Annotated in this window: 12 protein-coding genes; 5 read left to right on the top strand and 7 right to left on the bottom strand. The window is 71.5% G+C overall.

Annotated features, from left to right (window positions below; genetic code table 11):
- Positions 1-13: 13 nt before the first annotated feature.
- The 4 genes from KF708C_RS21660 to KF708C_RS21645 are packed head-to-tail and all read right to left on the bottom strand — an operon-like array spanning position 14 to position 5,310.
- Positions 14-799, bottom strand: coding sequence for an ABC transporter permease (locus KF708C_RS21660; protein WP_059413225.1), 786 nt, complete (start codon positions 797-799; stop codon positions 14-16).
- A complete protein-coding gene (locus KF708C_RS21655; protein WP_059413224.1) occupies positions 789-2,021 on the bottom strand; it encodes a glycosyltransferase family 4 protein in 1,233 nt (410 codons plus the stop codon). Before KF708C_RS21655 ends, KF708C_RS21660 begins: the two co-directional genes overlap by 11 nt.
- Complete coding sequence (locus KF708C_RS21650) at positions 2,018-3,331, bottom strand: capsule biosynthesis protein (protein WP_059413276.1); 1,314 nt, start codon at positions 3,329-3,331, stop codon at positions 2,018-2,020. The genes KF708C_RS21655 and KF708C_RS21650 overlap by 4 nt, the downstream gene beginning before the upstream one ends.
- On the bottom strand, positions 3,328-5,310 hold the full coding sequence (locus KF708C_RS21645; RefSeq protein ID WP_197090399.1) for a capsular polysaccharide export protein, LipB/KpsS family: 1,983 nt from the start codon (positions 5,308-5,310) through the stop codon (positions 3,328-3,330). The genes KF708C_RS21650 and KF708C_RS21645 overlap by 4 nt, the downstream gene beginning before the upstream one ends.
- 372 nt (positions 5,311-5,682) lie before the next feature.
- Between KF708C_RS21645 and KF708C_RS21640 the strand changes: the two genes are divergently transcribed.
- The gene (locus KF708C_RS21640; protein ID WP_059413222.1) at positions 5,683-17,781 is read left to right on the top strand and encodes a filamentous haemagglutinin family protein; all 12,099 of its coding nucleotides are present in this window, start codon (positions 5,683-5,685) and stop codon (positions 17,779-17,781) included.
- A 53-nt stretch (positions 17,782-17,834) separates the two neighbouring features.
- Positions 17,835-19,289, top strand: coding sequence for a Hint domain-containing protein (locus KF708C_RS21635; RefSeq protein WP_197090398.1), 1,455 nt, complete (start codon positions 17,835-17,837; stop codon positions 19,287-19,289).
- A 245-nt stretch (positions 19,290-19,534) separates the two neighbouring features.
- On the opposite strand, the gene KF708C_RS21630 is transcribed toward KF708C_RS21635, so the two are convergent.
- Positions 19,535-20,716, bottom strand: coding sequence for a substrate-binding domain-containing protein (locus tag KF708C_RS21630; protein ID WP_059413220.1), 1,182 nt, complete (start codon positions 20,714-20,716; stop codon positions 19,535-19,537).
- A gap of 541 nt (positions 20,717-21,257) precedes the next feature.
- On the opposite strand from KF708C_RS21630, the gene KF708C_RS36490 reads away from it, so the two are divergent.
- From KF708C_RS36490 to KF708C_RS21615, 3 genes are read left to right on the top strand one after another with little or no spacing between them, the layout of a single operon-like run.
- Positions 21,258-21,995: a hypothetical protein gene (locus tag KF708C_RS36490; RefSeq protein WP_197090397.1), complete on the top strand. Its 738-nt coding sequence runs from the start codon at positions 21,258-21,260 to the stop codon at positions 21,993-21,995.
- Positions 21,962-22,960, top strand: coding sequence for a type II secretion system minor pseudopilin GspK (gene gspK / locus KF708C_RS21620; RefSeq protein WP_197090396.1), 999 nt, complete (start codon positions 21,962-21,964; stop codon positions 22,958-22,960). Before KF708C_RS36490 ends, gspK begins: the two co-directional genes overlap by 34 nt.
- Positions 22,961-22,986: 26 nt before the next feature.
- On the top strand, positions 22,987-23,412 hold the full coding sequence (locus KF708C_RS21615) for a lytic transglycosylase domain-containing protein (protein ID WP_156173905.1): 426 nt from the start codon (positions 22,987-22,989) through the stop codon (positions 23,410-23,412).
- A gap of 55 nt (positions 23,413-23,467) precedes the next feature.
- Here the strand turns inward: KF708C_RS21615 and gspM are convergent, their stop codons facing one another.
- Positions 23,468-24,043, bottom strand: coding sequence for a type II secretion system protein GspM (gene gspM, locus KF708C_RS21610; protein ID WP_059413216.1), 576 nt, complete (start codon positions 24,041-24,043; stop codon positions 23,468-23,470).
- The gene (gene gspL, locus KF708C_RS21605) at positions 24,040-25,203 is read right to left on the bottom strand and encodes a type II secretion system protein GspL (protein WP_197090395.1); all 1,164 of its coding nucleotides are present in this window, start codon (positions 25,201-25,203) and stop codon (positions 24,040-24,042) included. The genes gspM and gspL overlap by 4 nt, the downstream gene beginning before the upstream one ends.
- Positions 25,204-25,251 lie beyond the last annotated feature (48 nt).

Genomic DNA, 25,251 nt, shown 5'->3' with positions numbered 1-25,251 from the left:
ACGATGAGGGCGTTCACAGGTGGATATGGCGGCGCACCAGGCGCAGGCTTGCCAGGCCGGCAAGCGTCAGCGCGAGGCACCAGGCCACGAGGTAGGGGCCATCGACGTAAGGGCTCTCGAAGTTCTCGAATTGCCCCACGCGCAGCAGTTCGAAGATCTGCGTGAGCGGCACCCACGACAGCCAGCCGCGGTAGGGCTCGGGGATCCACCGCAGCAGGAAGAACGCGCCGGACATCGGCATGGCCAGGTAGACGATCGGGTGGATCAGGCGGTTGGCCATCTTGCTGGTGTAGGTGACGGCGCAGACCAGCATCGACAGGCCGAACGAGAACCACATCATCAGCGCCAGCGCCGCCAGCAGCAGCAGCGGCCGCGCCGGCGGGTCGCCCACGCCGAGCGCGCAGGCGCCGGCCAGCAGCAGCGCCAGCGCCACCGTGCTGGACGCGCCTTCGAGCAGCGCGCGCGCGGCCAGCATGTCGAAGATCGTCACCATGCGGTGGTACAGCAGCGGCTGGTTGGCGTGGAGCGCGCCTTCCGCGCGCGTGATGATCGAGCGGAAGATGATGAACACGCAGTAGCCGCCCAGCGTGAACGGAATCGGCAGGATGGCGCCGCGATGGTGGGTGTCGCCGAGGTGGATCAGCGCGACCGAGCCCGCCAGCAGCATCGGCTCCCCGATCAGCCACAGGTAGCCGATGTTCTCCCGGCCGTAGCGGGTATGGAGTTCGCGCAGGATCAGCGCGCCGATGACGCGGAGCTGCGCGCGCAGGCCGCGCCGGAAAGTGGATTCAGGCTGCAAGGTGAGGCTCCTGCGCGGCCCGCGGCGCGCCGCCCTGGAGCAGCGTGTCGATGGCGTCCAGCACGCCGCCGCAATGGGCGTCCCATGTCGGCGCGGTCCAGGCGGCCAGCCGGCCCAGCTGCGCGGCGCGGCGCGGCGAGTCGGGCGGGGTGTAGTCGCGTATCGCCCGCAGCCAGGCGGGTCCGTCCATCGGGTCGAGGTAGTCGGGCGTGCCGCCGCCGGTCTCGCGCAGCGCGGGCAGGTCGCTTGCGATCACGGGCACGCCCAGCGCCAGCGCCTCGGCGACGGGCAGGCCGAAGCCCTCGGCGAACGACGGCATCAGCAGCGCGCGCGCGCCGCGCAGCAGCGCGGCGACCTCGCGGTCGGAGCGGCCGCTTGCCAGCGAGACCACGCCGTTCAGGCCCGGCGCGCGCTCCAGGATGGTCATCACGTGCGTGTTCTCCCAGCCGTTGCGGCCGACGATGACCAGTTGCGGCGTGGGCGTGGCGCCGGCCATCGACAGCATGCGCTGCCAGACCTGCAGCAGCAGCACGTGGTTCTTGCGCGGCTCGATGGTGCCCAGCATGACGAAGTAGGGCGGGCGCGCCGCGCGCGCGTCGCTGCAGGCCGCGGGCAGGGACACGCCCAGCGGCACCGCCAGCATGTGCGCGGGACGCTGGCCCGGACCCAGCAGCGCGATCAGCGACCGCAGCGTGGCGCCGGAGTTGGTGACGACGAGATCGGCCAGCGCCTCCACCGTCTGCAGCCGCTGCCGGTGCGCCAGGCTGGTGCCCGCGCGCGCGAATTCCGGGTGGGTGAGCGGAATCAGGTCGTGCACCAGGCAGACCAGCCGCGCGTGTTCGTTGGCCAGCGCGCGCGCCACCGCGGCGGGCCGCTCCAGGTTGGTGTGGGACAGCAGCAGGTAGGCGGCGGGGTCCGCCGCCATCGCGCGGCGCGGCGCCGACAGGCACAAGCGCAGCCACAGCCGGCCGGCGGCGCGCAGCGCGTGCGCGGGCTCGCCCCGCCACTGCAGCGCGGTCTCCCGCAGGAACGATTCGGCCGCCGCGCGCGGCAGGCGCACGTGCCAGCCGCCCGGATGCAGCGCGGTGTAGGTCAGCCGCTCGCCCGCATGGCGGGCGAGGTAATGGGCGTAGGCCATCTCCACGCGGTCGATGCCGGTGGGCGTGGCATGGCCGCTGCGGCGCATCAGCCGCGTGATGTCGAGCAGCAGGCGCGGGCTCATGGGCTCACCATGACCGGCGGCGCGGCGGCCGGCGTTGCGGCCGGCGTTGCGGCTGGCGCGGCGGCGCGCTCCGGCGCTTCGTCCTGGAGCAGCCGCCGGCAGGCCTGCGGCACCAGCAGGTCGATGCCCGCCGCGTCGTGGAAGCCGCCGTGCAGCAGGCAGCGGTCGGCCAGCACGCGCCGGAAGGCATCGAACAGCGTGGCGTCCGGCGCGCGAGGCGCGCGCCAGAAGCCGGCCAGGCCCTGCTGGTCGGTCAGGCCCGGCAGGTCGTAGACCGCGGTGCCCAGCGTCAGCACGGGCACGCCGGCCGCCAGCGCCAGCGTGCCGCTCGTGCTGTTGACCGTGACCATGCCGCGCGCGCCGCGCGACAGCGCCGCGATGTCGCCGCCGTCGATCCACACGATGCGGTCCGCCACGGCCAGGCGCGTCGCCGCGCGCAGCGCGATGTGCCGCCAGTCGGTCAGCCCGTTGTCGAGCGGATGCGCCTTGAGGGCCAGCAGGCAGTCGGGCGGCGCGTGCGCGGCGAAGCTATCGAGCACGTGCAGCAGCGCGCGGCCGAGGCCGCCGAAGCGCGAATGCACGCGCAGCTGGAAATCGGAATCCAGCTGCAGCGGAAACAGGAAGTACGGGCGCGCCGCCAGCCGCCGCACCGCGGCGGCCGTGGCGCGCGCGGCGGCCCGCCGGCGCAGCAGGCGCATCATCCATCCCGCGCTTTCGCGCGCGGGATGCCAGCGCCGGTGCGTGCAATAGTGCGGAAACAGCGGCCATGAGAGGCTGCCGGCCAGGTAGTAGCGCACCGCCGCGCGGGCGCGCTCGCCGAAGCGGCCCGGTGTGGCGCGGTGCGGGGCCGGGTCGGGCAGGGCCGCGGCCTGCTCGCGGTACCACTGCGGCGCGCGCGGCAGCGTGGAGTGGCCGTTGACGCCGTCGCGCTCGAGCGTGACCCAGTCCGGCCGCAGGTAGCCTTCCTCGAACACATGCAGCCGGATCCCGTGGCGCCGCGCCACGCCGGCTGCTGCCAGGTGCCTTGGCCTGCAGTCGCCGAACACCACGAGGTCGGTGATGCCCAGCGCGAGCAGGCGCGTCTCCAGCCACGCGGGCCAGCGTCCCGGGCGCCCGCGGAACGCCAGCGCGCCGCCGGCGCGCCAGTCCATGACGTCGCCGCCGTGGAAGTTGACGCGGTGCACCGCGTGGCCGGCATCGCGCAGGGCCGCGCCCAGGCGGCTGAAGAACAGCCCCGGCGGCCCCTGCAGGAACAGGAAGGCGCGCCGCGCGCACGGGCCGGGGCCGGGCATGCCGGTGCCGCGCCTCATGGCCGGGCGCCGCGCGACCACGCGTGGCCGCGGCCGAGCCAGGCGCGCAGCGCGTGCCATGCCCACATGAACTGGCCCTGCAGGCGGCGCACGCGCGTCAGCGGCGACGCGGACCCGCGCAGGCGCTGCGTGAAGCGCCGCACCAGCACTTCGGGTGGGCAGGGCAGGCCGGTCTGCGGATCGAGGTAGCGCGGATACAGCAGCAGCACGCCCGCCACCAGTTCGTCGAGCGCGAGCTGCCGGCGGCGCCAGGCCATCGGCGCGAGATCCCGCGTCAGTCCCCAGCCCGCGTAGAACGGCTGGCCATGCACCACCACCTCGCGCCCGCGCAGCAGCGCTTCGAACCCGGCCAGCGAGGTCAGCGTGTGCACGGCGTCCACCGCGTCCAGCAGGGGCGGCAGCGGCGTGCCGCGCACGATGGCGTCGGCATGGCGCAGGATCAGGTCGTCGGCCAGCGCGCCGGGGCGGTGCCCGGCTTCCACATCGGGGTGCGGCTTGAAGACGATGTAGGCGTCCGGCTCCGCGGCGCGCGCGCGCCGCAGCAGCTCCAGGTTGCTGTCGATGCCGGCGCCGCCGAGCCGCAGCGAAGCGTCGTCCGTGACCTGGCCCGGCACCAGCACGCAGCGGCGCCCCGCCGGCAGCGGCGCAATGGCGGGGCCGGCATCGCTGCCGTACTTGGTGATGCCGTGCGTGACCAGCATTGCCCGCAGGTTGCGCGCGCGGCGCAGGAGCGCGTCCGGGAACACGGTGTTCGCCAGCAGGGTCTCCAGGTCGCTGCCGCTGGCCGGATCGTAGTAGATGCCGCGCCGGTCCACCACGATGGACATCGGCGGATAGAGATCGCTGCCAAGCCCGCGCGAGCGGATGAAACCGTCCTCCACGCGGTACAGCGGCACGCCGGCGGTGTTGGCATAACCGGCCAGCTCGTCGGTCTCGCGCGATGCCCACACGGCCACCGCGCCGCCGCGGGATGCGGCGTAGGCCACGGGCCGGCGCGCGCCGGCGAAGAAAGGGACCTGCCGCGCGCCGCTGTGGAAGAAGCGCGCGATGTCCCGGCGCTTCCACAACGCCATGCCGGTGCAGCAGGCCACGTCGCGGTTCTGGTGGCAGAGCTCGCGCCAGAACACCAGCAGTTCCACCACGGCCTCGCATGCGGCGGCCTGGCCCGAGAACGGGTCGACGTAGCGGGCGCCCCGCAGCAGCACGGCATCGGCCAGCTGGGCCAGCGTGCGCGCGGGCTTGATGCTCGCGTCGGCGTCCACCGTGCCCACGTCGTGCGTGAGCCCGCGCCCCGACAGGTAGCCGTCGGCCACGCACGTGACGGGCGTGCCGCGCAGCAGCGCCAGGAAACCGACGGTGTCGTTGCCATCCACCGCCACGCGCTGGCAGCGGTCGAGCAGCGGCCACGGGTCGACGGGATCGTGGAACAGCAGGCCCTCGCTGGACTCCACGACGCCGCGCAGCGTGGTCTTCCAGTGGGCGGTGCCCGGCATGACCATGCACGGCGCCAGTCGCCACGCGCGCGCCAGCGCCAGCATCTGCCCGGCCTGCCGCGCGTTGCGGGGGCGCAGCAGCGCGAACGGGCGGCTGCCCAGCGCGTCCAGCGCCAGCGCCGGGTCGCTGCCCCAGAACGCGCCGCCGATGCGCGCGGCCACGACGGCCTCGCCCAGCGCGTGCGCGCGCGCATGCGGCCCGGTGCGCGGGTCGGTGGACGCGTCGGCGTCCGACAGTGCGGGCATGGCGTCGAGCGCGCGGTCGATCCAGCCGCTGGCGGGCTCGCCTGGCCGGCTTAGCCAGGTCTCGCTGAGTGGCGGCCCCTTCCATTCGAAGTCCGGCGCCTCCAGCACGCCGGGCACGCGCCGCAGGCCACGGCGCGGCGGCGCGGCGTCGGGCGCGGCGCCGGCATCCGGCGCGGCCACGGACGGCGCGGCGGCGGTCGGGGGAGGCGTGTCCTGCGCGGGCGATGGGCGTGGTGACATGGTTGGGCACAGGGCGTGGTTGTTCTCGATGCGGTGCCGGCGACGCGATGCCGCGGCACGTCATCGATCGGGCGAAGACGGATGCTAGGCACGCTTCGCGTCTCGGATATGGCGAAATCTGCGTAGATCCGGTCGCGGCCCGCCGCCGCCTGGCGCCGCCGCGCGGACCCGGGCGTTGCCCGCCGCGCCGCGCCAGGCAACGGTTTGCGGAAATCTGCGCAGTTCCGGTCACGAACGCGTCACCTCTGGTCTGCAATCTGCTGCGACTTCAGGGCACGCGTCATCCGGAACACGTTGCGCATCCGATGCGCGGCCACGGGCGCTCCCATGACCCATCGCAACGGCACTGGTGATGTGCCGACAGGATCCAGCATGAATCAGGTGCACCCGGGCGCGCTGCCCAAGGCCAACCCGCCGGTCCGGTTTCGCATGCGCGCGGCAACGCGGAAGCTGGCGCCGCATCCGCTTGCCAGCGCGGTGGCCGTGGCGCTGGCCGCATGGTCCGCCGCCGCGAGCGCGGCGGGGCCGGCGACCAACGCCGCCTGGATCGCGCAGCAGGCGGGCAAGCAGGCGACGGCCAACGCCGCGCGCATCGGCGCGATGACGCCCTACGGCGCCACGCTGACCGCGCAGCAGGTGCAGCAGCTCAATGAGCAGACCCGCCTGTCCATCGCCAACCTGGGCCAGGCGGCCCAGGCCGCCGCGGCGGCAATGGAAGCCCAGCGCAAGGCGCGCGAGGCCGCGCTGCTCGCCAGCGGCGGCGTGCCGGACGGCCTCGGCACCGGCGGCCTGAGCGTCGACACCAATCCCGCCACGGCGGGCTGGAGCGGCGCGGACAAGCCCACGCAGGCCATCGACCCCGCCACCGGGCGGATCCTGGTCGGCATCCGCCAGACCGCGGACCGCGCCATCCTGAACTGGGAAACCTTCAACATCGGCCGCAACACGTCGCTGCAGTTCGATCAGCAAAGCACCTGGGCCGTGCTCAACCGCGTCAACGATCCGTCCTCGCGCCCGAGCCAGATCCTGGGCCGGATGAGCGGCGCGGGCACGATCATGGTGCTCAACCGCAACGGCGTCCTGTTCTCGGGCTCGAGCCAGGTCGACACCGGCAATCTGGTGGCGGCGGCGGCGCGGATGAGCGATGCGCAGTTCCGCGACAACGGCATCTACAGCGCCGCGGCCGGCGCCAGCGGCTTCACGCCCAGCTTCACGGATGCCGGCGGCAAGCTGATCGTGGAGGGCGGCGCCATCATCAACACGCGCGCGCCGCAGTCCGTGACCGAAGGCGGCGGCTACGCGCTGCTGCTGGGCAGCGAGGTGAGGAACGGCGGCACGATCAACACGCCGCGCGGCCAGGCGGAACTGGCCGCCGGCGACAGCTTCATCCTGCGGCCCGGCTACAGCTCGGACGGCAACCAGGTCTCCACCACGCGCGGCAACGAGGTCGCGGTGCAGCGCGCGGCGGCCAGCGCCGCCGGGCTGGTCTCCAACAGCGGCGTGATCACGGCCGGGCGCGGCGACATCACGCTGGCCGGCCACGACGTGCGCCAGGAAGGCGTGGCGCTGGCCACCACGTCCGTCAGCCAGCGCGGCACCATCCACCTGCTGAACTCGGCAACCGACGCGGACGGCAAGGTCACGCTGGCCGCCGGCAGCGTGACCTCGGTGCTGATCGAGGACAGCACCGAGACCGCGCTGGACAGCCAGCGCGACGCGCTGCTGAAGGATTCCGCGGACCAGGACAAGGCGCGCGCGGACGCCAACGCCATTCCCGCCGCGTTCGACAACCTGTCCCGCCTGCCGGACCGCCGCGACCAGTCGCGCGTGGAGATCACCAGCGGCGGCACCGTCAACTTCGAGAACCAGTCGCTGACGCTGGCCACCGGCGGCCAGATCGCGGTCAGCGCCGCGGGCCGCGCGTTCGTCGCGGACGGCGCGCGCCTTGACGCCGCGGGCGCGCCCGCGGTCAAGGTGGCGATGGAGAGCAACAGCCTCAAGATCAGCGTGCAGGGCAACGAGCAGCGCGACGCGCCGGGCAGCCGCGACCGCGGCAGCCTCAACAGCAACGACGTCTGGGTGGACGTGCGCGACCTGGTGCTGATGCCGGCCGGCACCGGCGGCTACGCCACGGACCGCTACTACACGCCCGGCGGCCTGCTGGAAGTCTCGGGCTACCTGGGCACCACGGGACACACCATCGGCGAATGGGCCGCCGTGGGCGGCTCGGTGCGGCTGGCCGGCAAGGAGGTGGTCACGCAGAAGGGATCGAGCATCAACCTGGCCGGCGGCTCGATCGTGACCGCCGACGGCTTTGTGCGCACGAGCTGGCTGCGCGGCAGCGACGGGCTGCTCTACACCGCCGGCAATGCGCCGGGGGACCAGCTGTACGACGGCGTGTACAACGGCTACGAGAACGACTACGCGCGCTGGGGCGTGACCGACCGCTTCTACAACGTCGCGCTGGCGCCGGTCTACCGCTGGCAGAAGGGTTTCGTGACCGGCCGCGACGGCGGCGCCCTGATCGTGGACGCACCCACCGCGATCCTGGAAGGCGACGTCAACGCCGGCGTGCTGCAGGGCGAGCGCCAGGGACGGCCGCGCGACCCCGCGGCCACGGATGGCTACAAGGCCACGCAGAACACCGTGGCGCGCGCCGCGCAGTTCGCCTTCGGCCACTACCAGAACGATGCCGCGCTGCCGACGCAGCCGCCGGTGGACGTGCGCTTCGGCAACGGCCAGCCGTCCGTGACCGGCGGCATGACGGCCGACGGCGCGCTGCCGGACGCGCGCGCGGGCACCGCATGGTTCGACGCCGCGAAGTTCTCGGGCTTCGGGTTCGGCGGCATCGAGGTGTATTCCGGTTCGTCGATCCTGGTCGACGGCGCCCTGACGCTGGCCGATGGCGGCCGTCTGCGCTTCGTGGCGCCCGATATCACTGTCAACGCGAACCTCACGGCACGCGCCGGAGGCATCCGCCTTGGCAACACGATCGCCGCCAGCGGCACCTTCAACGATACCGTGCTGGGCATCGACGGCAAGGCCCGCATCGACATCGGCGCGGGCGCCGTGTTCGATGTGCGCGGCAAATGGGTCAATGCCTTCCTGGACGGCAGCGAAGCGGGTGCGCTGGCCTATGTCGACGGCGGCTCGGTGGACATCGAGTCCACGCATGACGTGACGATCGCCGCGGGTTCGCGCATCGACGCCTCGTCGGGCGGCGCCGTGTTGACCGACCGCTCGCTGCGCGGTGGCCGTGGCGGCGCGATTTCGCTGACCGCCAACGGCCCCGGCGCCAACGCGCCGGGCATGGTGGCCGATCCCGCCGCCACGTTGCGTCTCGATGGCGAGGTGCGTGCCTATGGGGCCGGACAGGGCGGCACGCTGTCCATCTCCGCCGGCACGGTGCGCATCGGTGGCGGGCAGGCCGGCGCGGGCGAGCTGGTGCTGCCGGAATCGCTGTTCGCGAGCGGCTTCTCGAACTACGACATCAACGGCTTGCGCTCGATGACCGTAGCCGACGGCACGCATATCGACGTGGTGCCGGCGGTTTATCGGTTGGACGGCAATGCTCGCTACGTGCCTACCGGCACCGACCCGGCTGTCGCCATGCCGGCCTGGCTGCCGCCGCTCTACCAGGAAAACCCCGTCACGGCCGTGCTGGGCCAACGCGAGGGCGCCAGCCTGACGCTGCGCTCCGCCGCGATCTACGACAGCAACGGCGCGTATCTCGGCGGCGGCAACGTGACTGTCGGGAGCGGCAGTTCGATCACGGTCGACCCGGGCCAGACGATCCGGGTGGATGGCAAAGAACAGGTGGTGGTGGACGGCACGCTGACCGCGCCGGGCGGCAGGATCATCGTCGTCAATTCGCGCGCGCCAGGCGGGGGCAAGGCGGATGCCACGCCGGGCGACCTGGCCGTGCTGATCGGCGGCAACGCGCGGCTGGACGCCGCGGCGCGCGCGGTGACTGCGCTGGACCAGTACGGCCGCGCCTATGGGGTCGTGCCCGATGGCGGCAGCATCGTGCTGGGCAGCGAGGGAGGGACCACGTCCGACGATACGCACTCACCGATTTCCACCGACGCGTTTGTCATCGTCCGTCCCGGCGCAGTGCTGGATGTGTCGGGTGCCTCGGCGGCGCTGTCGACCGGCGCGGCGGTCAGCCCGCTCGACCCGCTGTTCCGTGCCACCTATGACGCGGCCAGCGCCGGCGGCTCCATCGCGGTGCGCTCGTACAGCGGTTTCACGCTGGAAGGCGAGATGCGCGCGGCGGGCGGCGGTCCCGGCGCGCGTGGCGGCCTGCTGGCGCTGGAGCTGCAGGCGCCGCTCTATCCGCAGGCCGGCAGGCCGTTCACTGTGCCCGATGCCATCCGCATCCCGCGCGAACTCTGGGTCAGCCAGCATGACCTGGACATCGTCCCTTACACGTTCGGGACGGGTGCGGTCAGTGTGGACCGTATCCGGGCCGGCGGGTTTGACGACCTGTCGCTGGTGTCTGTCGGTGCGGTCGGGTTCCGTGGGGACGTGGACCTGTCTACAGGGCAAAGCCTGCGCATCAATGCGGGCTGGCTTGACGCGGCCAATCTGGCCGCGGGCGGTGACGGCGTGCCGTCCAGCCACGTCCGCCTTGCCGCGCCGTACGTGTCGCTCGGCGCGGCGCCCCTCGCCACTGTCACCAGCGCGTTCCAGACCTATCCTGTCGTGCGGCCCCAGACCGCGGTCCAGCCGCCGCTGGCCAGCGACGCCGGCCTGCGCATCGAGGCGGACCTGATCGATGTCGGCACGCTCGACCTCACCGGCGCCGCGGGCATCATCGACTTCAACGGCGGCGGCACGCACACCGTTGCCCACGCGGGTTTTGGCACCGCCGACCTGGAGAGCCGCGGCGACATCCGCCTGCAGGGCGCGCTGCGCGGCCACCGTGAACTGACCCTGGGCGCAGCCCAGATCTACCCGGTCACGCTGGCCGTGGCATCGCTGTTCGCCAGCGAGCGCATCGCGCTGCACCGTACCACGGCCGACATGCCGGGGCAGCCGCAATCGGTGTTTGGCAGTCTGTCCATCGCCGCGCCCGAGATCGAGCAAGGCGCCGTGCTGCGCGCGCCGCTGGGCAAGCTGTCGATCGGCGTGGGCGACGATGCGCCGACCACGCCGACTTCCTTCGTCACGGATACCGTGGCGTTCCTGCCGGGCAGCCTGACGTCGGTCAGCGCGGACGGGCTGAGCGTGCCGTTCGGCGGCACGGCGGACGGCATCACCTACGGCTACAACGGCGTTGACGTATCCGGGACCGACGCCAATGGCCTCGCGCAGCGCCTGGCCGCCAGCGGCGTGACCGTCAACGGCCGCCACAGCGCCGTGCAGGCCGGCGCCACGCTGGACCTGTCCGGTGGCGGCGAACTGCTGGGCGCGGCATTCGTCAGCGGCCGGGGCGGTTCGGTCGACGTCCTGCAGACGGCGCTGGCCAACGCCAGCCCGGCCAATACGTTCAGCAGTGCCGGCAACGCGGTCTATGCGATCGTGCCGGGCATCCAGCCGGCCTACGCGCCGGTGGACGCGGGCGCCGGCACGGCGCCCGGCATGGGCCGCCAGATCACCATTCCCGCGGGTGTTCCAGGGCTGCCCGCCGGCACCTACACGCTGATGCCGGCCCGTTATGCGCTGATGCCGGGTGCGTTCCGGGTCGAGCTGGGCGGCATGGCAGACCTGCGGCAGCAGGGCGTGGTGGCGATGAAGAACGGCTCCTTCGCCGTGGCCGCGGTGCAGGGCGTGGCCAACACCGGCGCGCGCGATGCGCAGGCGACTCGCGCAATCCTGACGTCGGGCGACGTCGTGCGCCGCTACGCGCAATATGGCGAGACCAGCTACGCCGACTTCGCACGCCAGAATGCCGCGACGTTCGGCAACCCGGCCCCGCCGTTGCCCGAGGACGGCAAGACGCTGACCCTGCGGCTGTCCAGGCCGGACGGCGCGGGCCTGGCGTTCGGATTCGCCGGCAACGCGCGATTTGGCGCGGCCGAGGGCGGCAATCCTGGCAGCGTGTCGATCGATGGGGCCACGCAGACGGGCATCCCGATCGAGATTCTGGCCGCGGGCGCCGCACCGTCGGCCGGGTACGCGTCGTTCCGCGACGGCGACCTGAACGCGCTGGACGCGCCGCGGCTGTCCATCGGCGGCACCATGGTGCGCCAGGCCGGCGGGCTCTTCGTCATCAATTCGAACACCTCGGCCGCGGTGCTCCGCGGCGGGGCGGTGCTGCAGGCGCCGGAAGTATTCCTTGCCGCCGGGCCAGGCGGCATCACGCTGGAATCGGGCTCGCGCCTGGATACCGTCGGGCAAGGCAGCGCCACACCGTATCGCTCGGCGGACGGCTACCTCTACAGCCTCGGCAACTACGGCGGTTCGCAGGGCATGAGCCTGCTGGCGGTGTCCAACAACTGGCTGGATGTCACCGTGCCGAACAGCGGCAGCCTGACGAACGGCGGCATCCACCTTGGCGACGCGCGGCTCTACACGGAAGGCTCGCTGGTGCTCGCGCTCAAGGGCGCCGGTGCCCTGACGATGGACGATGGCATGCGCTTCGGCGCGCGCGAACTGAGCCTGGCGGTATCGAGCATCAATATCGGCGGCGGCGCGGCGCTGGCCGCCGCGGCGCGCGACCGCGTATTGCCGGACGGCCTGCAGTTCGACCAGGCGCTGATGAACCGGCTGCTGACAGGCAACGACGAGCCCGGCGTGCCGGCTCTCGAGTCCTTGCGTCTCGGCGCCAGCGATTCCATCAACTTCTTCGGCACGGTCGACCTCAGCACGCTGGACCCGGCCACGGGCAAGTCCCGCCTGCGGGAACTGGTGCTCAGCACGCCCGCGATCTACGGGCTTGGCGGCGCCGATGACAAAGCCACGTTGACGGCTGGCCGGCTGGTATGGACCGGACTTAGCGACGGCGTGGCCTACACCATCAGCTCGCAAGCATCGAGTGCCTTGCCGGGCGTGGTCCTGCCGGGCGGGGCGGGAACCGGCCGTGGCACGCTGAGCCTCGTCGCGGACGACATCGTTCTCGGCTATGCCAGCAACGCCGCGCCCGATACGCGCCTGGTGCTGGACCGGCTTGCGCTGGGGTTCTCCACGGTCAACCTGACCGCGGCGGGCAGTATCGTGGGCAATTATCACGGCACGCTGTCCGCTTACCAGTCCCAGGGCGCCTACGTCGCCGGTCAGGGCTACACGTACGGCGGCGGCGACCTGAGCCTCAATACGCCGCTGCTGACTGGCGAGGCCGGTTCCGTGACGAAGTTCGTCGCGGGCGGCGCGATAGTTGCCGCGCCATTGCCCGGGCAGGCGGCGCCAGCGGAGGGCAGCGGCGCGCTGGGCGCGGAGATCGACCTCAAGGGCGACAGTGTGGTGCTGGCCACGCGCGTCGCGCTGCCCAGCGGCAGGCTGGTGGTCAATGCGCAGCGCGACATCACGCTCACGGATGCGGCCCAACTCGACCTGGCCGGTCGCGGCAAGGCGTTCTTCGAACAGACGCGCAGCACCCCCGGCGGCGATGTCGTGCTGGAAAGCACCACGGGCAATATCACGCAGGCGGCCGGCTCGCGCATCGACGTCTCGGCGCCGCACGCGGCCGGCGGCACCGTCCAGGCCACCGCCACCGGCGATGCCGGCGGGCGCGTGGCCCTGGCGGGCCGCATCGACGGCGGCGGCGCGGATGATCCGGCGCAGGCCGGCGGCATCGACATCCGCGCGCGGGTGCTGGATGACTTCACAGGGCTCAACCAGCGGCTCAATGAGGGCGGCGTGGTCGGGTCGCGCAGTTTCGTGCTCAAGCAGGGCGACATGGTGGTGGGCGACGAGGTACGCGCGCACGCAGTGACGATCTCGGTGGACGGCGGCAGCCTCACCGTGACCGGCAAGGTGGACGCCAGCGGGCTGGCGCCGGGCAGCATTCGCCTGGCCGCGCGCGACAACCTGACACTCGCCGGCGCGGCGCTGCTGGACGCGCACAGTACGCGGCTGGCGGTGGACAGCTACGGCCAGCCGATCGACGCGGCCAACCGGGCCACGGTGGAGCTGTCAGCCGCCAATGGCATGCTGACGCTGGCGCCGGGGGCCGCCGTCGACATGCGTTCCGCCGACGCGGTGGCGCGCGGGCGGCTGGTCCTCGACGCGGGCCGAGCCGGCTCGGCCACGGCCAACGACGTCCGCGTCGACGTCTCGGGTCCCGTCCGGATCGACGGTGCCGCCAGCATCGCGGTGCAGGGCTTCTGGCGTTACGACAACGCGCCGGCGGATCCCGAGCCGACCCTGGACGGCAGGACCAACCAGATCATTACCCAGGCCTGGCTCGACACGCTGAACCAGGACAGCCAGGCCTTCATGCAGGGCGCGGCGGGCAATGCCAGCCTGCAGGCCAGGCTGGCGGGCCTGCGCGCCTACGGCGATGCCTATCACCTGCGGCCGGGCGTGGAGATCGTCAGCAGCACGGCCAACGGCAACCTGACCGTGCAGGGAGACATCGACCTGTCCGGCTATCGCTACGGACCCAATGCCACGGCGGTGCGCGGCAGCGGTGAGCCCGGCGCGCTGGTCATCCGCGCCGGCGGCGACCTCGACATCTTCGGCAGCATCTCGGACGGCTTTGCGCCGCCGCCGGCCACGCCGGACGACGCCAACTGGAAACTGGCCTCGGGCATCGATCCCATGCGCGGGGAACTGGTGTTGCCCGTCGCCATCACGCTCAAGGGCGGGGCCACGGGTACCGCGACGTCCTTCAGCGGCATCGCGTCCGCGCTGGACTTTCCGATTTCGGTCCGGGCCACGTCGCTGAAGGCCAATGTCACGATCCCCACGCGGATCACGTTGAACGCCGCCGCCACGCTGCCGGCCGGCACGGTGCTGCGCGCCGCCGTGCGCGACGCCACGGGCAACGTCCTGTATCCGGCGGGCACGGTCCTGACGCAAGCCGCCAGCATTCCGCGCAATGCGCAATTCGACGCCGGCTCCATCGTGCCGGTGACGCTCCAGGTGGCGGCATTCACGGTACCGGCTGGCGTGTCCCTGTCGATCTTCTCGGGCGTGGCAACGCTGGCCGCCAATGTGCGCGTGCCCTCGGGCACCCGCTTGCCGCCCGGCGTCAATCTGCAGTTTGCCGACGCCGCGGGCACCGGCACGGTAGCCGGCATCGACCTGCGCCCCGTTGCCGGCGGCAGGCAGGGTAGTCTCTGGGCCATTGCGCCCATGCTGGCGGCCGGCTCGGACTCGTGGTCCATGCGGCTGGCGGGCGGCGCCGACACGCAGTCGGCCGATACCCGCACGCTGCAGGCCGCCGGCGTGCTTGGCGGCGCCGGCGATATCCGCCTGTCGGACCCGCATTTCACGCTGGTCAAGGCCGCGACCAGGCAGCCTGTTTTCAGCGTGATCCGGACTGGCACCGGCGATCTGGACATGCTCGCGGGTGGGGACTTGTCGCAAGCCACGCCATTCGGCATCTATACGGCCGGCACGCAGGCCGCGGGCATCGGCCCGAATGGCGCCGACCCGTACAACCTGCGGCGTGGCATCAACGACGGCAGCGGCATGGTGCTGGGCAGCGGTGCCGGCGCGGCCTACGAGGCGTTGACAGGGAACGGCAACTACCAGGCGTGGTATCCGGAACGGGGCGGAGACGTGGTCATCGCCGCGCAGGGAAACCTCAGCGGCGACATCTTTGGCAGCCAGTCGCCCGCCAGTCCGCTGGCGGGCCTGGCGGGCAGCAACCTGATCGGCAACTGGCTGTGGCGCCAGGGCGGCGACGGCATTGGCCAGCCGGCCGCGTGGTGGATCAACTTCGGCACCTACGCGGTGCCCTACCGCGATGTGCTGGCGGGCGCGAGCGCGCAGGTCATCGGCTTCACCGGCATCGGCGCGCTCGGGGGCGGCAATGTTGCCGTGGACGTGGGCGGCAACGCGGGCGTGATCTCGGACCGCGGCAACAGCGCGCTGCCGCGCAGCAGCGGGCTGAACATCGCGATCGGCGGCAGCGGGCGGGTATCGTCCGACGGCACCATCGCGCAGACCGGCGGCGGCAATCTCGACATCCGCGTGGGCGGCGCGTTCAATCCCGCGGGTGTCCTCAGTCCGGGAGCCTCCACGCCGGACATGTTCGGATCCCTGGTCAACCTGCGCGGCGACACGGCGTTGACCGCGGGCGCCATCGGCTACCTCGCGGGCGCGCCCTCGCTGAGCCAGCCGGCCGACCCGAATGACCCGCGCTGGCAAGGTGCCGCCGACAACAGCCTGCGCAGGCCGCAGATCGGGGGTGGCCTGCTGGTCGCGCCCGGCGATGGCGGCGTAAGCCTGTCGACGCGCGGGGACCTCGTGCTCGACGCGGCGGCGGATCCGGGGCGCTCCTACCTGGCAAGCCCCATGCCGTTCCGCTACCAGGGCCTGGACTATGCCGGCAACGCGTATAGCTGGTTCACGTTGTGGACGGACCGCAGCGCGATCGCGCTGTTCTCCAGTGGCGGCAACGTGACGCCGTCGCAGCAGAGCAGCCATCCTGCTACCGGCCTGTTGACAAACAGCCTGTCGACCGACGGCAGCTATGTCTATCCGCCGGGTCTCTCCGTCACGGCGGCAAGCGGCAGCATTTTCTACGGCGGCGGCACCGCCAGCAGGTCCCTGGTGCTGGCGCCATCGCCGCTGGGCAAGCTCGAGTTCCTGGCCGCCGACAGCATCCGCGGCCAGGGCTATCCCGTCGACATCTCCGGCGCGGATCCCGCCGCGCTGCCAACGCCGCGCCATCCCGCCTACGAGGCCGCGGCCGGCGACACATCGCTGAGCAATGTCACGGGCGAAGGCGGCGCGACCCAGGGGGGGGAGCGACGCAACTGGCTCTTTACCTATCAGGCGGATACCGCGGCCGGCGGCTTGTTCGACGGCCCCACGCCGCCCGCGCGCTTCTATGCCGTGGAGGGCGACATTGTCGGACTGCGCACCGGAGAAATCCTGAACTTCAACGCAGTGACCGCGCCCCCCGCGTTGAGGGGCCAGACATGGTATGTCGGCTCCCGTCCCGTGTGGGTCCAGGCCGGGCGGGACATCGTCGGCGCGGGCACGGCACCGGGTGTCGCCACGGCATCGGCGCGAGGCGGCGCCCAGGGGCAGTCCAGCGGCAACCTCTTCGTCCACAACGACCCGCGCGACATCTCCGTGGTCGCCGCCGGCCGGGACATCCTGCAGTCCAGCTTCGATGTGGCGGGCCCGGGCCTGCTCGAGGTCAGCGCCGGACGCAATCTTTACCAGGGCGACAAGGGATCGCTGGAGAGCCTGGGCGCCATTGTCAATGTGGACCCGGGTAATCGGTCCGGCGGCGCATCGATCGTGGCCCTGGCCGGCGTTGGCGCCAGCGGTCCGGATTACGCCGCGTTCGCCAGGCGCTATTTCTCGGCGGGCAACGCCGCCAATCCCGCGGCGGGCCTTGACGACGCGGCCAACGCGGGGAAGGTCGCCAGGACCTATGAGAACGAGCTGGTCGCATGGCTTGCCGCGCGCTACGGTTATGCCGGCGGGCCGGCCGATGCGCTGGCGGCGTTCCTGGCGCTCAGCCCCGCCGAGCAGGGCATCTTTGCGCGCGAGGTCTATTTTGCGGAACTGCGCACGAGCGGGCGGGAGTTCAACGACCCCGGCAGCCGTCGCGCCGGAAGCTATGCGCGCGGACGCGCGGCCATCGCCACGCTGTTTCCGGACCACGACGCGCAGGACAACGCCATTGCCTACGGCGGCGACATCACGCTGTTCGGGCCCTCCGGCATCAGGACGGATTTCGGCGGCAGCATCGAGACGCTGACGCCGGGCGGGCGCACGCTGATCGGCGTGGAAGGGAAGGTGCCGCCGCCGTCGTCGGGGCTGCTCACGCAGGGCTCGGGCGACATCAACATGTACGCGCGTGACAGCATCCTGCTGGGGCTGTCGCGGATCTTCACCACGTTTGGCGGCGGCATCACCGCGTGGTCGGCCACCGGCGATATCAACGCGGGCCGCGGCGCCAAGACCACCGTGCTGTTCTCGCCGCCGCGCCGGCTCTATGACGACGTGGGCAATGTCACGCTTTCCCCCACCGTACCCAGCACCGGCGCGGGCATTGCAACGCTCAACCCGATTCCGGAGATTCCGCCCGGCGACATCGACCTGATCGCGCCGCTCGGGACCATCGACGCGGGCGAGGCGGGCATTCGCGTTTCCGGCAACGTCAACCTTGCCGCGCTGCAGGTGGTCAACGCCGCCAATGTCCAGGTACAGGGCAAGGCGACCGGGCTGCCCGCGCTGGCAAGCGTCAATGTGGGGGCGTTGACCTCGGCCAGCGCCGCGGCCAGCGCGGTCACCCAGGCGGCGGAGGACCTGGCGCGCCAGCAGGCGACCAACGCCCGGGACCGCATGCCGTCGGTGGTGTCGGTGCAGGTACTCGGCTTTGGCGACGCCGGGCAGTGATGGTTCGCTGGCAGGGCGCTCCCTGTCTTACATACCCAATCGAGGAGTAGGTGGTGGCTATTGATCTGAATGATTACAACGGTATCGCCCTGGGGGCCGGCAATGTTGGCTGGGTTTTCGGGTCGGTGACCGATAACGGGGATGGCACGGTGTCGCTTCCCGGCGACTACAGCGGCTATCAGTCGCTGATTCCCTCCGCGCGGGCAGACAGCGAGCCGTTCCAGTTGTTCGTGACGGACAACGGCAACGGTACCTATACCGTCGGGGTCGGCAGCAACTATTACCTGGGCGAGCCTCGCCCCACCACCAACTGGACACTGGAGCCGGACGCCGCGACGCCCTGGACCGTGGTGGGAACCAATAGCGAAACGATCGTGCTGAAAGACCCCTGGGGCGACTACCTCGTGATCACGAAGGAGGACATGTACGCCAACTATCGCGATGCCACTGGGGCCACCGACGACGGCATACAGCTCAACAACCCGCTGCTAGACAACGCGGCGGCACCGACCTTCCCGCAGGCGCCCTGTTTTGCCGCCGGCACCAGGATCGCCACGTCTTCGGGCTACGTCGCCGTGGAAGCCCTGCGCGAAGGCGATCTCGTCGTCACGGCGTCCGGCGCGCAGCGCGCCGTTCGCTGGATCGGCCATAGCCGCGTGCATGGCGCGAGCCATCCCCGCCCGTGGGAAGTCATGCCCGTTCGCATCCGGGCGGATGCGTTCGGCCGCGGGCTGCCGCTGCGCGACCTGCTGGTTTCCCCCGGGCATGCGGTCTTTGTCGCCGGCGTGCTGATTCCCGCTGGCTGCCTGCTCAACGGCGCGACGATCGTGCAGGAACCGGTGATCGCGGTGCAGTACTTCCACATCGAACTCGACAGCCATGACGTGCTGCTGGCCGAGGGGCTGCCGTGCGAGAGCTATCTGGACGATGGCAATCGCCAGGGTTTTTCCAATGCCGGCGAGCATGTGGCGCTGCATGGCCGCCTGGACCCGCAGAGCTGGGAAAACGCCTGCGCGCCGTGCGTGATGGCGGGCCCGCAGTTGCTGGAGGTTCGTCAGCAACTGCTCGACCGCGCGCTGGCGCTCGGGTATCGGCGCGTGGAAGACGCGGACGCGCACCTGGTCGTGAACGGCAAGCGTATCGACGCGGTGCACGCGCAAGGCCAGCGCCGCTGGTTCATGGTGCCGGCCGGCGCGGCCGAGATCGGCCTGGTCTCGCGTAGCGGCGTGCTGGCGCACCTGTACGCGGACCAGCAGGACGGCCGGCTGCTGGGCGTCTGTGTCAGCGACATCCGGGTGGACGGCCAGCCGCTCGCGCTCGACGGCGATGCGCTGGCGGCTGGTTTCCATCCGCTGGAGACGCAGGGTGCGACGCCGTGGCGCTGGACCGACGGGCAGGCAATGCTGCGCATCGAGACCGGCGCCGCGCCGGTGATGGTGGAGGTGACCACGGTGATGCAGATGGTGTCGTGGCAGGCGCCGGCGCTGCCGATGGAACTGGCCGCCTGAGCATCCGCGTCTGATTCGATGCTGCAAGACCGGGGGCCCCGTGCGGGGCCCCCGGTTCTTTCGGGCGAGTCGGCCGCGAGCGCCGTCTTGCCAGGGGCGCAGCCGCTCTCCCCGTGCATATGGCCCCGCGCAAAAGCGCCGATCTCTAGCGGACCGGCCGGGGAAAAAAGAAGGCCCACGCAAAGTGGGCCTTCCCGCCGGCCAGGATGGTTGCCCTCCCTGGCCGCTACCGCCTTGCCGTCGAATTAACGGCCGGCCTTGCCGCTGCAGGCGACGGCGTTGCCGATGTTCAGGTTGTTTGCCGTGCCGGTCAGGAATTCGTCCTTGATCTTCGTGACGATCGCGCTCGGCAGCAGGGCAAAGCCATTACCCTGGATGCGGTTCACTTGAGCGGTATCCGCGTAGTCGTAGTGCTTGTTCAGGAATGCCAGCACGTCGGTCTTGACGGTGGCGTTGCTGTAGCACTGGACATGGTCGAGATACGTGAAGCCGGAGATGGGATAGCCGGCAGCCGGGTCAGCCGCCAGCGGCGCCCAGCTGTTCTGGTCGGACAGCGTGCCGCTGATGGTGAGGTTGGCAAGCGCGGTAGTCGTCGCGGCCGCGGTCGGCTGGAAGGTGGCCGTCCCGGTCGTGATGTTCTTGTTGCGCAGGAACGCGGCCTTCAGGCTCTTGGTGGCTGCCGTCGAAGCGGGAGCCAGGGTCGTGTTGATGTAGTCCGGGCTCAGGTAGCCGATGGAATTGCCCACGTCGATGCTGTCGCGAACGCCGGCGCTCAGTGCCGCGCCCACGAAGTTCGACGGCACGCCGCTCGGGAAGTTGTTGGCGAACGTGGTCGTGGTGGTGAAGTTCACGTTCGAGTTGCCGCTGGCGACCGAGCAGACCGCGCTCAGGTGACGGGTGAAGATTTCCGTCGTGCCGCTGCTGTCGCTGCGATAGACCACGCGGATCGGGCCCGAGATGCCGGAGATGGCGCTCCAGTCGGTGATCTTGCCCGAGAACACGCCGCAGAGCTGGTCGGTGGTCAGCGTGATGTTCGCCGGGGCGGCCTTGAAGGCGATACCGACGGCAGTGGCGACCGACGGCATCTGGATCGCGGCGCCTTCCGTGGCGGCACGGTTGGCGTTGTACGTCGAGATTTCCGACGGCGACAGGATCGAGTCGCTGCCGGCATAGTGCACCACGGTGTCGGTGCGGCCGGTCACCGCGTTGAAGGCGGCGGGGGCGTTGGTGAGCAGGGCCGTCTTGCCGGCGCCGCTGCCCGTGGAGGCATAGGGGGCGTAGTTCGGTGCGAAGGCGGTGATTTCGGCCTTGTACAGGAACTCGGGCAGCGAGGCGCCGCCGCCAACGACGTTCTGGGCCATGGCCGCGGTGGCCGAGAAGGCGACGGCCGCGCAGGCCGCCTGGATCAGTGCGTGCTTCAGTTTCACAGTGCAACTCCCGTTGATTGGGTGGAAAGCATTGATGTGGTTTGATGCATGACTTCACTTCCTGCGGGCACCGTGTGGAAAGCGTGTGTGCTGTCGTTGCCCGCAGAAAGGATTCTTGGCGGCGCGCGTGAAAACGAGCGGATGGAATCGTGAAGAGATGGCGAATCTGGCTCATGCTCTTTTGTTATGACGTGCCGCGGCAAGACGCGGCGTTGAGCATGTGGCAGAGAGGAAGACCGCAGGGTGGCTTGCAGCGCGAGAAGCGTCGCGCGATATGACCAAGCCGGGTCTGTCTGATTGCACGATATTCGCAGATTTGGTCACTGCCGTGCAAATGCCGCTTTGTAACTTGAGGGACGTCGCGAGCAATTTGTCGCGAACGCAACGATCGACGACATAGACGCGGGTGATGGCGCGAAAGTTCACGCCGTGTGGTTCACCCATCGCGGGCATCCGCGTGGAGCGTCGACGCAGAGAAAGGCTTGTTGGGGAGCGGCTGTGGGCATTCAACATTCAACCTGTCCACGCCATGAGACTTGCATTGCATCCGGTCGACGCTCGTCTGATCACGGTCCAGGCTTACCTGGCCGAGTTTGGCGCGGCGGCGTTGCACGGCGGCGCGCCGCCACCGCGCTGTCCGTTGTGCCATCGCGCGTTGTTGCTGATCGGCGCGCGCAGCACGCAGATACGGCCTCGCTTCAGCCACGGCTCGCGCGCCCGCGCGCGCTGTCCGTTGATGCGCCACGGGGACCTGCCCGAGGAGCTTGTCATGGGCGAAATGACGGATGTCCGCCTGGCGCTCGCGCAGCGCGACGCCTACCTGGCCCGCTGGCAATGGCACCTGACCTTGATGCGCCGGCCAGAGCTGGTGCCGTCGATGACCATAGGCCGCTTCCTGGGCCTGGCGGAGCTCGCGGCGCGGCGCGGCCTGTGGGGCTATGCCGGCCTGAACCCGGCCCTGGTGCCGTATATCCAGCTGGCGCTGGCCGGCTTCCTGCCGGGGGAACGCGGGTATCGCAGCGGCGGGAGCTGGATCCGCTTCTGGTTCGATGCGCCGGTGCGCGGCGTCGCGGACCTGCACGCGGCGCGCGACCCGGCGCCACGCTTCTACAAGGCGCACTACGTGCGGCCGCGCGACGCGCGCGCACCGCAGCAGCAGCACCTGTATCACCTGGACGAGGTGAAGCTGGACGCGGCGTTCCTGTCCGGCCCGCCGCCCCGGGTGGACGCGGCCGAGGTGCAGGCGTGCTGGGCGTGGCTGCCGGTGCAGCGATCATGAGGCGCCGGCAGCGGGGCGCGGCCGTGGTGACGGCGTTGCTGGTGGTGGCGCTGTGCGTGACGCTGGTGACGACGATGTTCGTCCAGCAGCAGGCGTCCACGCGCGCGGTGGAGTCACGGCGCCTGCGCGCGCAGGGTGAATCCCTGCAGGGGGTCATCACCGCGTGGGCCGTCGTCATGCTCCAGGACAACGGCGCGCGGTCGTCGATCGATCATCTGCGCCAGCCCTGGGCGCAGCCGCGCCAGCTGGCGCCGCTGTCGGCCTGGATCGGTGCGGACGCGGCGTCTGGCGCGACATTCGCGCAGGGCGGCGATGTGGTGACGCTTGGCGGCGCCATCGAGGATGCGCAGGCGCGCCTGAACCTGATGACCCTTGTCAGCACTGGCGACCGTACCCAGCCGCCCGGTGTCAGCGATGTCGGCGTGTCCGCCTACAGGAGGCTGTTGTCCACGCTGTCGCTGGACAGCGCGCTGGCGGCGCCTACCGCCGCCTATGTCCTGCGCAGCTTGCGGCCGAATGGCCCGCTGCCGCTCACGCGCGTGCTCGACCTGCTGGCCGTTCCCGGCTATACGCGCGAAGCGGTGGAAAAACTGGCGCCATTCGTGGTGGTGCTGCCGATGCCGACCACGGTCAACATGAACACAGTGGGGCCCGAGGTCCTGGCGGCATTCATTCCGGGCGTTACCGTGTCGCAGGCCAGGACCATGATCGCCGACCGCGACCGGGCGTACTGGCGGGACCTCGGGGACCTGTCCCTGCGGCTCAAGGCACTGGCCCCGGCGGCCCCGGAGCCGCAGGGACTGATGATCGATGCGCGCAGCCGGTACTTCATCGTGCACGGTGAGGTGCGCGGTGGCCGTTCGCTGCGCCGGACCAGCGCGCTGATCTACCGTGAGGGCATCGGCGCAAGCCTGCGCACGCGCGTGGTCTGGGTGCGGGAGCAGGACCCGGAGGACCTGCCATGACACGCAGGCGGGAGAGGTGGCGCGTGATGGCCGGGCTCGCCACAGTGGCGGTCGCCGCGCAGGCGCATGCCGACTGTTTCGACGATGCCGGCCGCTACCACGCCGTGCATCCGATGATCCTGCGCGCCATCGCGTGGCAGGAGTCGCGCTTCCGGGTCGATGCGCTGCACCGGAACGACAATCGCACGGTCGACATGGGCCTCATGCAGATCAACTCGATTCACCTGGCGGAGCTGAAGCGCTATGGCGTCGACGGCAAGGCGCTGCAGTCGGGCTGCGTCAGCGTCTACGTCGGCGCCTGGCATCTTCGGCGCAAGATGAACAAGTACGGCAATACCTGGGAAGCGGTCGGCGCGTATCACTCGGAGACACCCGTGCTGCGGGACCGCTATGCGAAGGACATCGCGGCAATCCTGCGCGACTGGCAGCGGCCCCGCGGCGGCACGGACTGATGCGCCGGGACGTCATCGCCGTCCCGGCGATCGGGCTCCCGCCTCGACGCTGGCGCTACGGCACCGGCAACCCCAGCGCCGCGCCGACCGTCACCGTGCCGCGCTCGCCGCCCTCGGCCTTCTTCGCCTCCATGTCCAGCACGCCCAGCCCGAACGCCTGCCGCGCGCCGGCCAGCCACTGCATCCACGTGTAGAACGACACCTTGTCGATCCGCACGCGCACGCCGTCGTCCGTGGCTTCGACCACTGTGCCGGTGATACCGGCCGCGTCCAGCGACCTGGCCACTTCGTCGCGCAGCGCGGCGCCGGCGCGCCGGGGGATGTCGGGCAGCGCCCGCAGTGTCTGCGCCTGTTTCGCCAGCGACTGCAATTGCAGCCACTGCGCGCGGTCGCGCGGGATCTCGCGTTGCAGGCGCGGTATCGCGCTGGCGGCGGGTTCCCAGCCAACCAGCCAGCCGCAGGCGACGGCAATCGCCGCGACGCAGGCGCTCACCGCGCGGCGGTCGCGCGGCGGCATGGCCCGCCAGGCATGCAGGCCGCGCGTGACGGCGGGTGGCAGCGGCCATCTCCGGCGCGGCGCGGCGGCTGGTGCCGCGGGCACCAGCAAGGCTTCGTCGAGCGGCGCGTTCATGAGCGGATCCTGATCAGCCACCGGCCATCCTCGATCCGCGCGGAGAGGCCGGCGGCCTCCAGCCGCTGGCGAAAGGCGTCGGCGTCCACTTTGGCCGAATCCGCCAGGCGGGCGCGCAGCGTCTGGTCGCGGTAAGAGAGCTCGGTCAGCGCATCCGGCGCCACGGGCCCGAGCGCCTGGGCCAGGCGCTCGGACAGGTCGGCGATGTCTCCGGTGGCCGGCTGCCCCTTGGCGCGCGCCAGCGCGTCCAGTTGCTGGCGCATCTGCACCGGCGCATCGACGATCGGGCCGACGCGCGGAAAGTGCCGGCGCACCAGGGCTTCCGAGCCGGCCCGCACCTCGGCCTGCTGGCGTGCCAGCCACCACCATTGCGCGTTGATGCCGGCCATGCCGAGCAGCGCCGCGGCGACGCTGAGCAGGGCGGGCCAGCGCCAGCGCGCCGCGCCGTCCTGGCGGGCGGCGCGGCGGCGCGCGTGCGCCAGTTCGAATTGACACAGGTCCATGCCGCCAAGCGCGCGGGCGCCGCGGATCCACAGTGGCCAGCCCGCCGGCGCCGCGGCGTCGCCCAGCAGCGGCCGCGCGGCGTCGTCCGCGTGGCAGGCGGCCACGGGCAGGCGCGTGGCGAGCCAGCCCGGTGCCAGCGCGGCGTTGATGGCGATGCCATAGCCCACGTCGACCGAGGTGCGCACGGTCAGGCGCCAGCAGCCGGCGTCCGCGCCGTCGGACAGGACGTCCACCACCACGGTCGCGCGGTCCTTGGCCAGGGGCACGCACAGTGCCGCGGGCAGCAGCCGCGCGCGCCGGCGGCCGAAGGCGTCGAGCACGAAGCGCAGCCATTCGCGGTCCACGGCGGCGAGCGTGGCGTCGCCGCCGTCGTGGCGGGCCAGCACGGCGATATGGCTGTGTTCGGGGTCCCCCAGCAGGCGCTCTTCCAGCAGGCCCGGCAGCGCCTCGCGCAGGCGCGCGCCGTTGACGGCCGGCAGTGGCACGCGCAGCAGCAGCACGTCGCGGGCATCCACGATCAGCACCGTGTCGCGCGCGGCCGGCAGCGCGCCGGCATCGGCATGGCCGCTGCGCAGGATGCCGCCCTCGCCGTCGGTCAGCGCAAACGGCAATGCCTGGAGCAGCGCGGCGTCCCAGCGGTCCCTGGGCAGCCGCACGGGACGCGCCGGCAGGCGGACGAAACAGCTGGCAAAGAGTTCTGGCGT

Origin of the sequence: Cupriavidus basilensis, from assembly GCF_000876015.1 — a bacterium.
Classification (GTDB): domain Bacteria; phylum Pseudomonadota; class Gammaproteobacteria; order Burkholderiales; family Burkholderiaceae; genus Cupriavidus; species Cupriavidus basilensis_B.
Note: the sequence above shows the minus strand (reverse complement) of the source record. Positions and strands in the feature narration are given on the sequence as shown.

What these genes read in the sequence shown, in the direction of transcription:
- KF708C_RS21645 (WP_197090399.1), bottom strand. Translation starts at nt 5,310, where the DNA reads ATGTCACCACGCCCATCGCCCGCGCAGGACACGCCTCCCCCGACCGCC.
- KF708C_RS21650 (WP_059413276.1), bottom strand. Translation starts at nt 3,331, where the DNA reads ATGAGGCGCGGCACCGGCATGCCCGGCCCCGGCCCGTGCGCGCGGCGC.
- gspM (WP_059413216.1), bottom strand. Translation starts at nt 24,043, where the DNA reads ATGAACGCGCCGCTCGACGAAGCCTTGCTGGTGCCCGCGGCACCAGCC.
- KF708C_RS21655 (WP_059413224.1), bottom strand. Translation starts at nt 2,021, where the DNA reads ATGAGCCCGCGCCTGCTGCTCGACATCACGCGGCTGATGCGCCGCAGC.
- KF708C_RS21640 (WP_059413222.1), top strand. Translation starts at nt 5,683, where the DNA reads ATGAATCAGGTGCACCCGGGCGCGCTGCCCAAGGCCAACCCGCCGGTC.
- KF708C_RS21615 (WP_156173905.1), top strand. Translation starts at nt 22,987, where the DNA reads ATGGCCGGGCTCGCCACAGTGGCGGTCGCCGCGCAGGCGCATGCCGAC.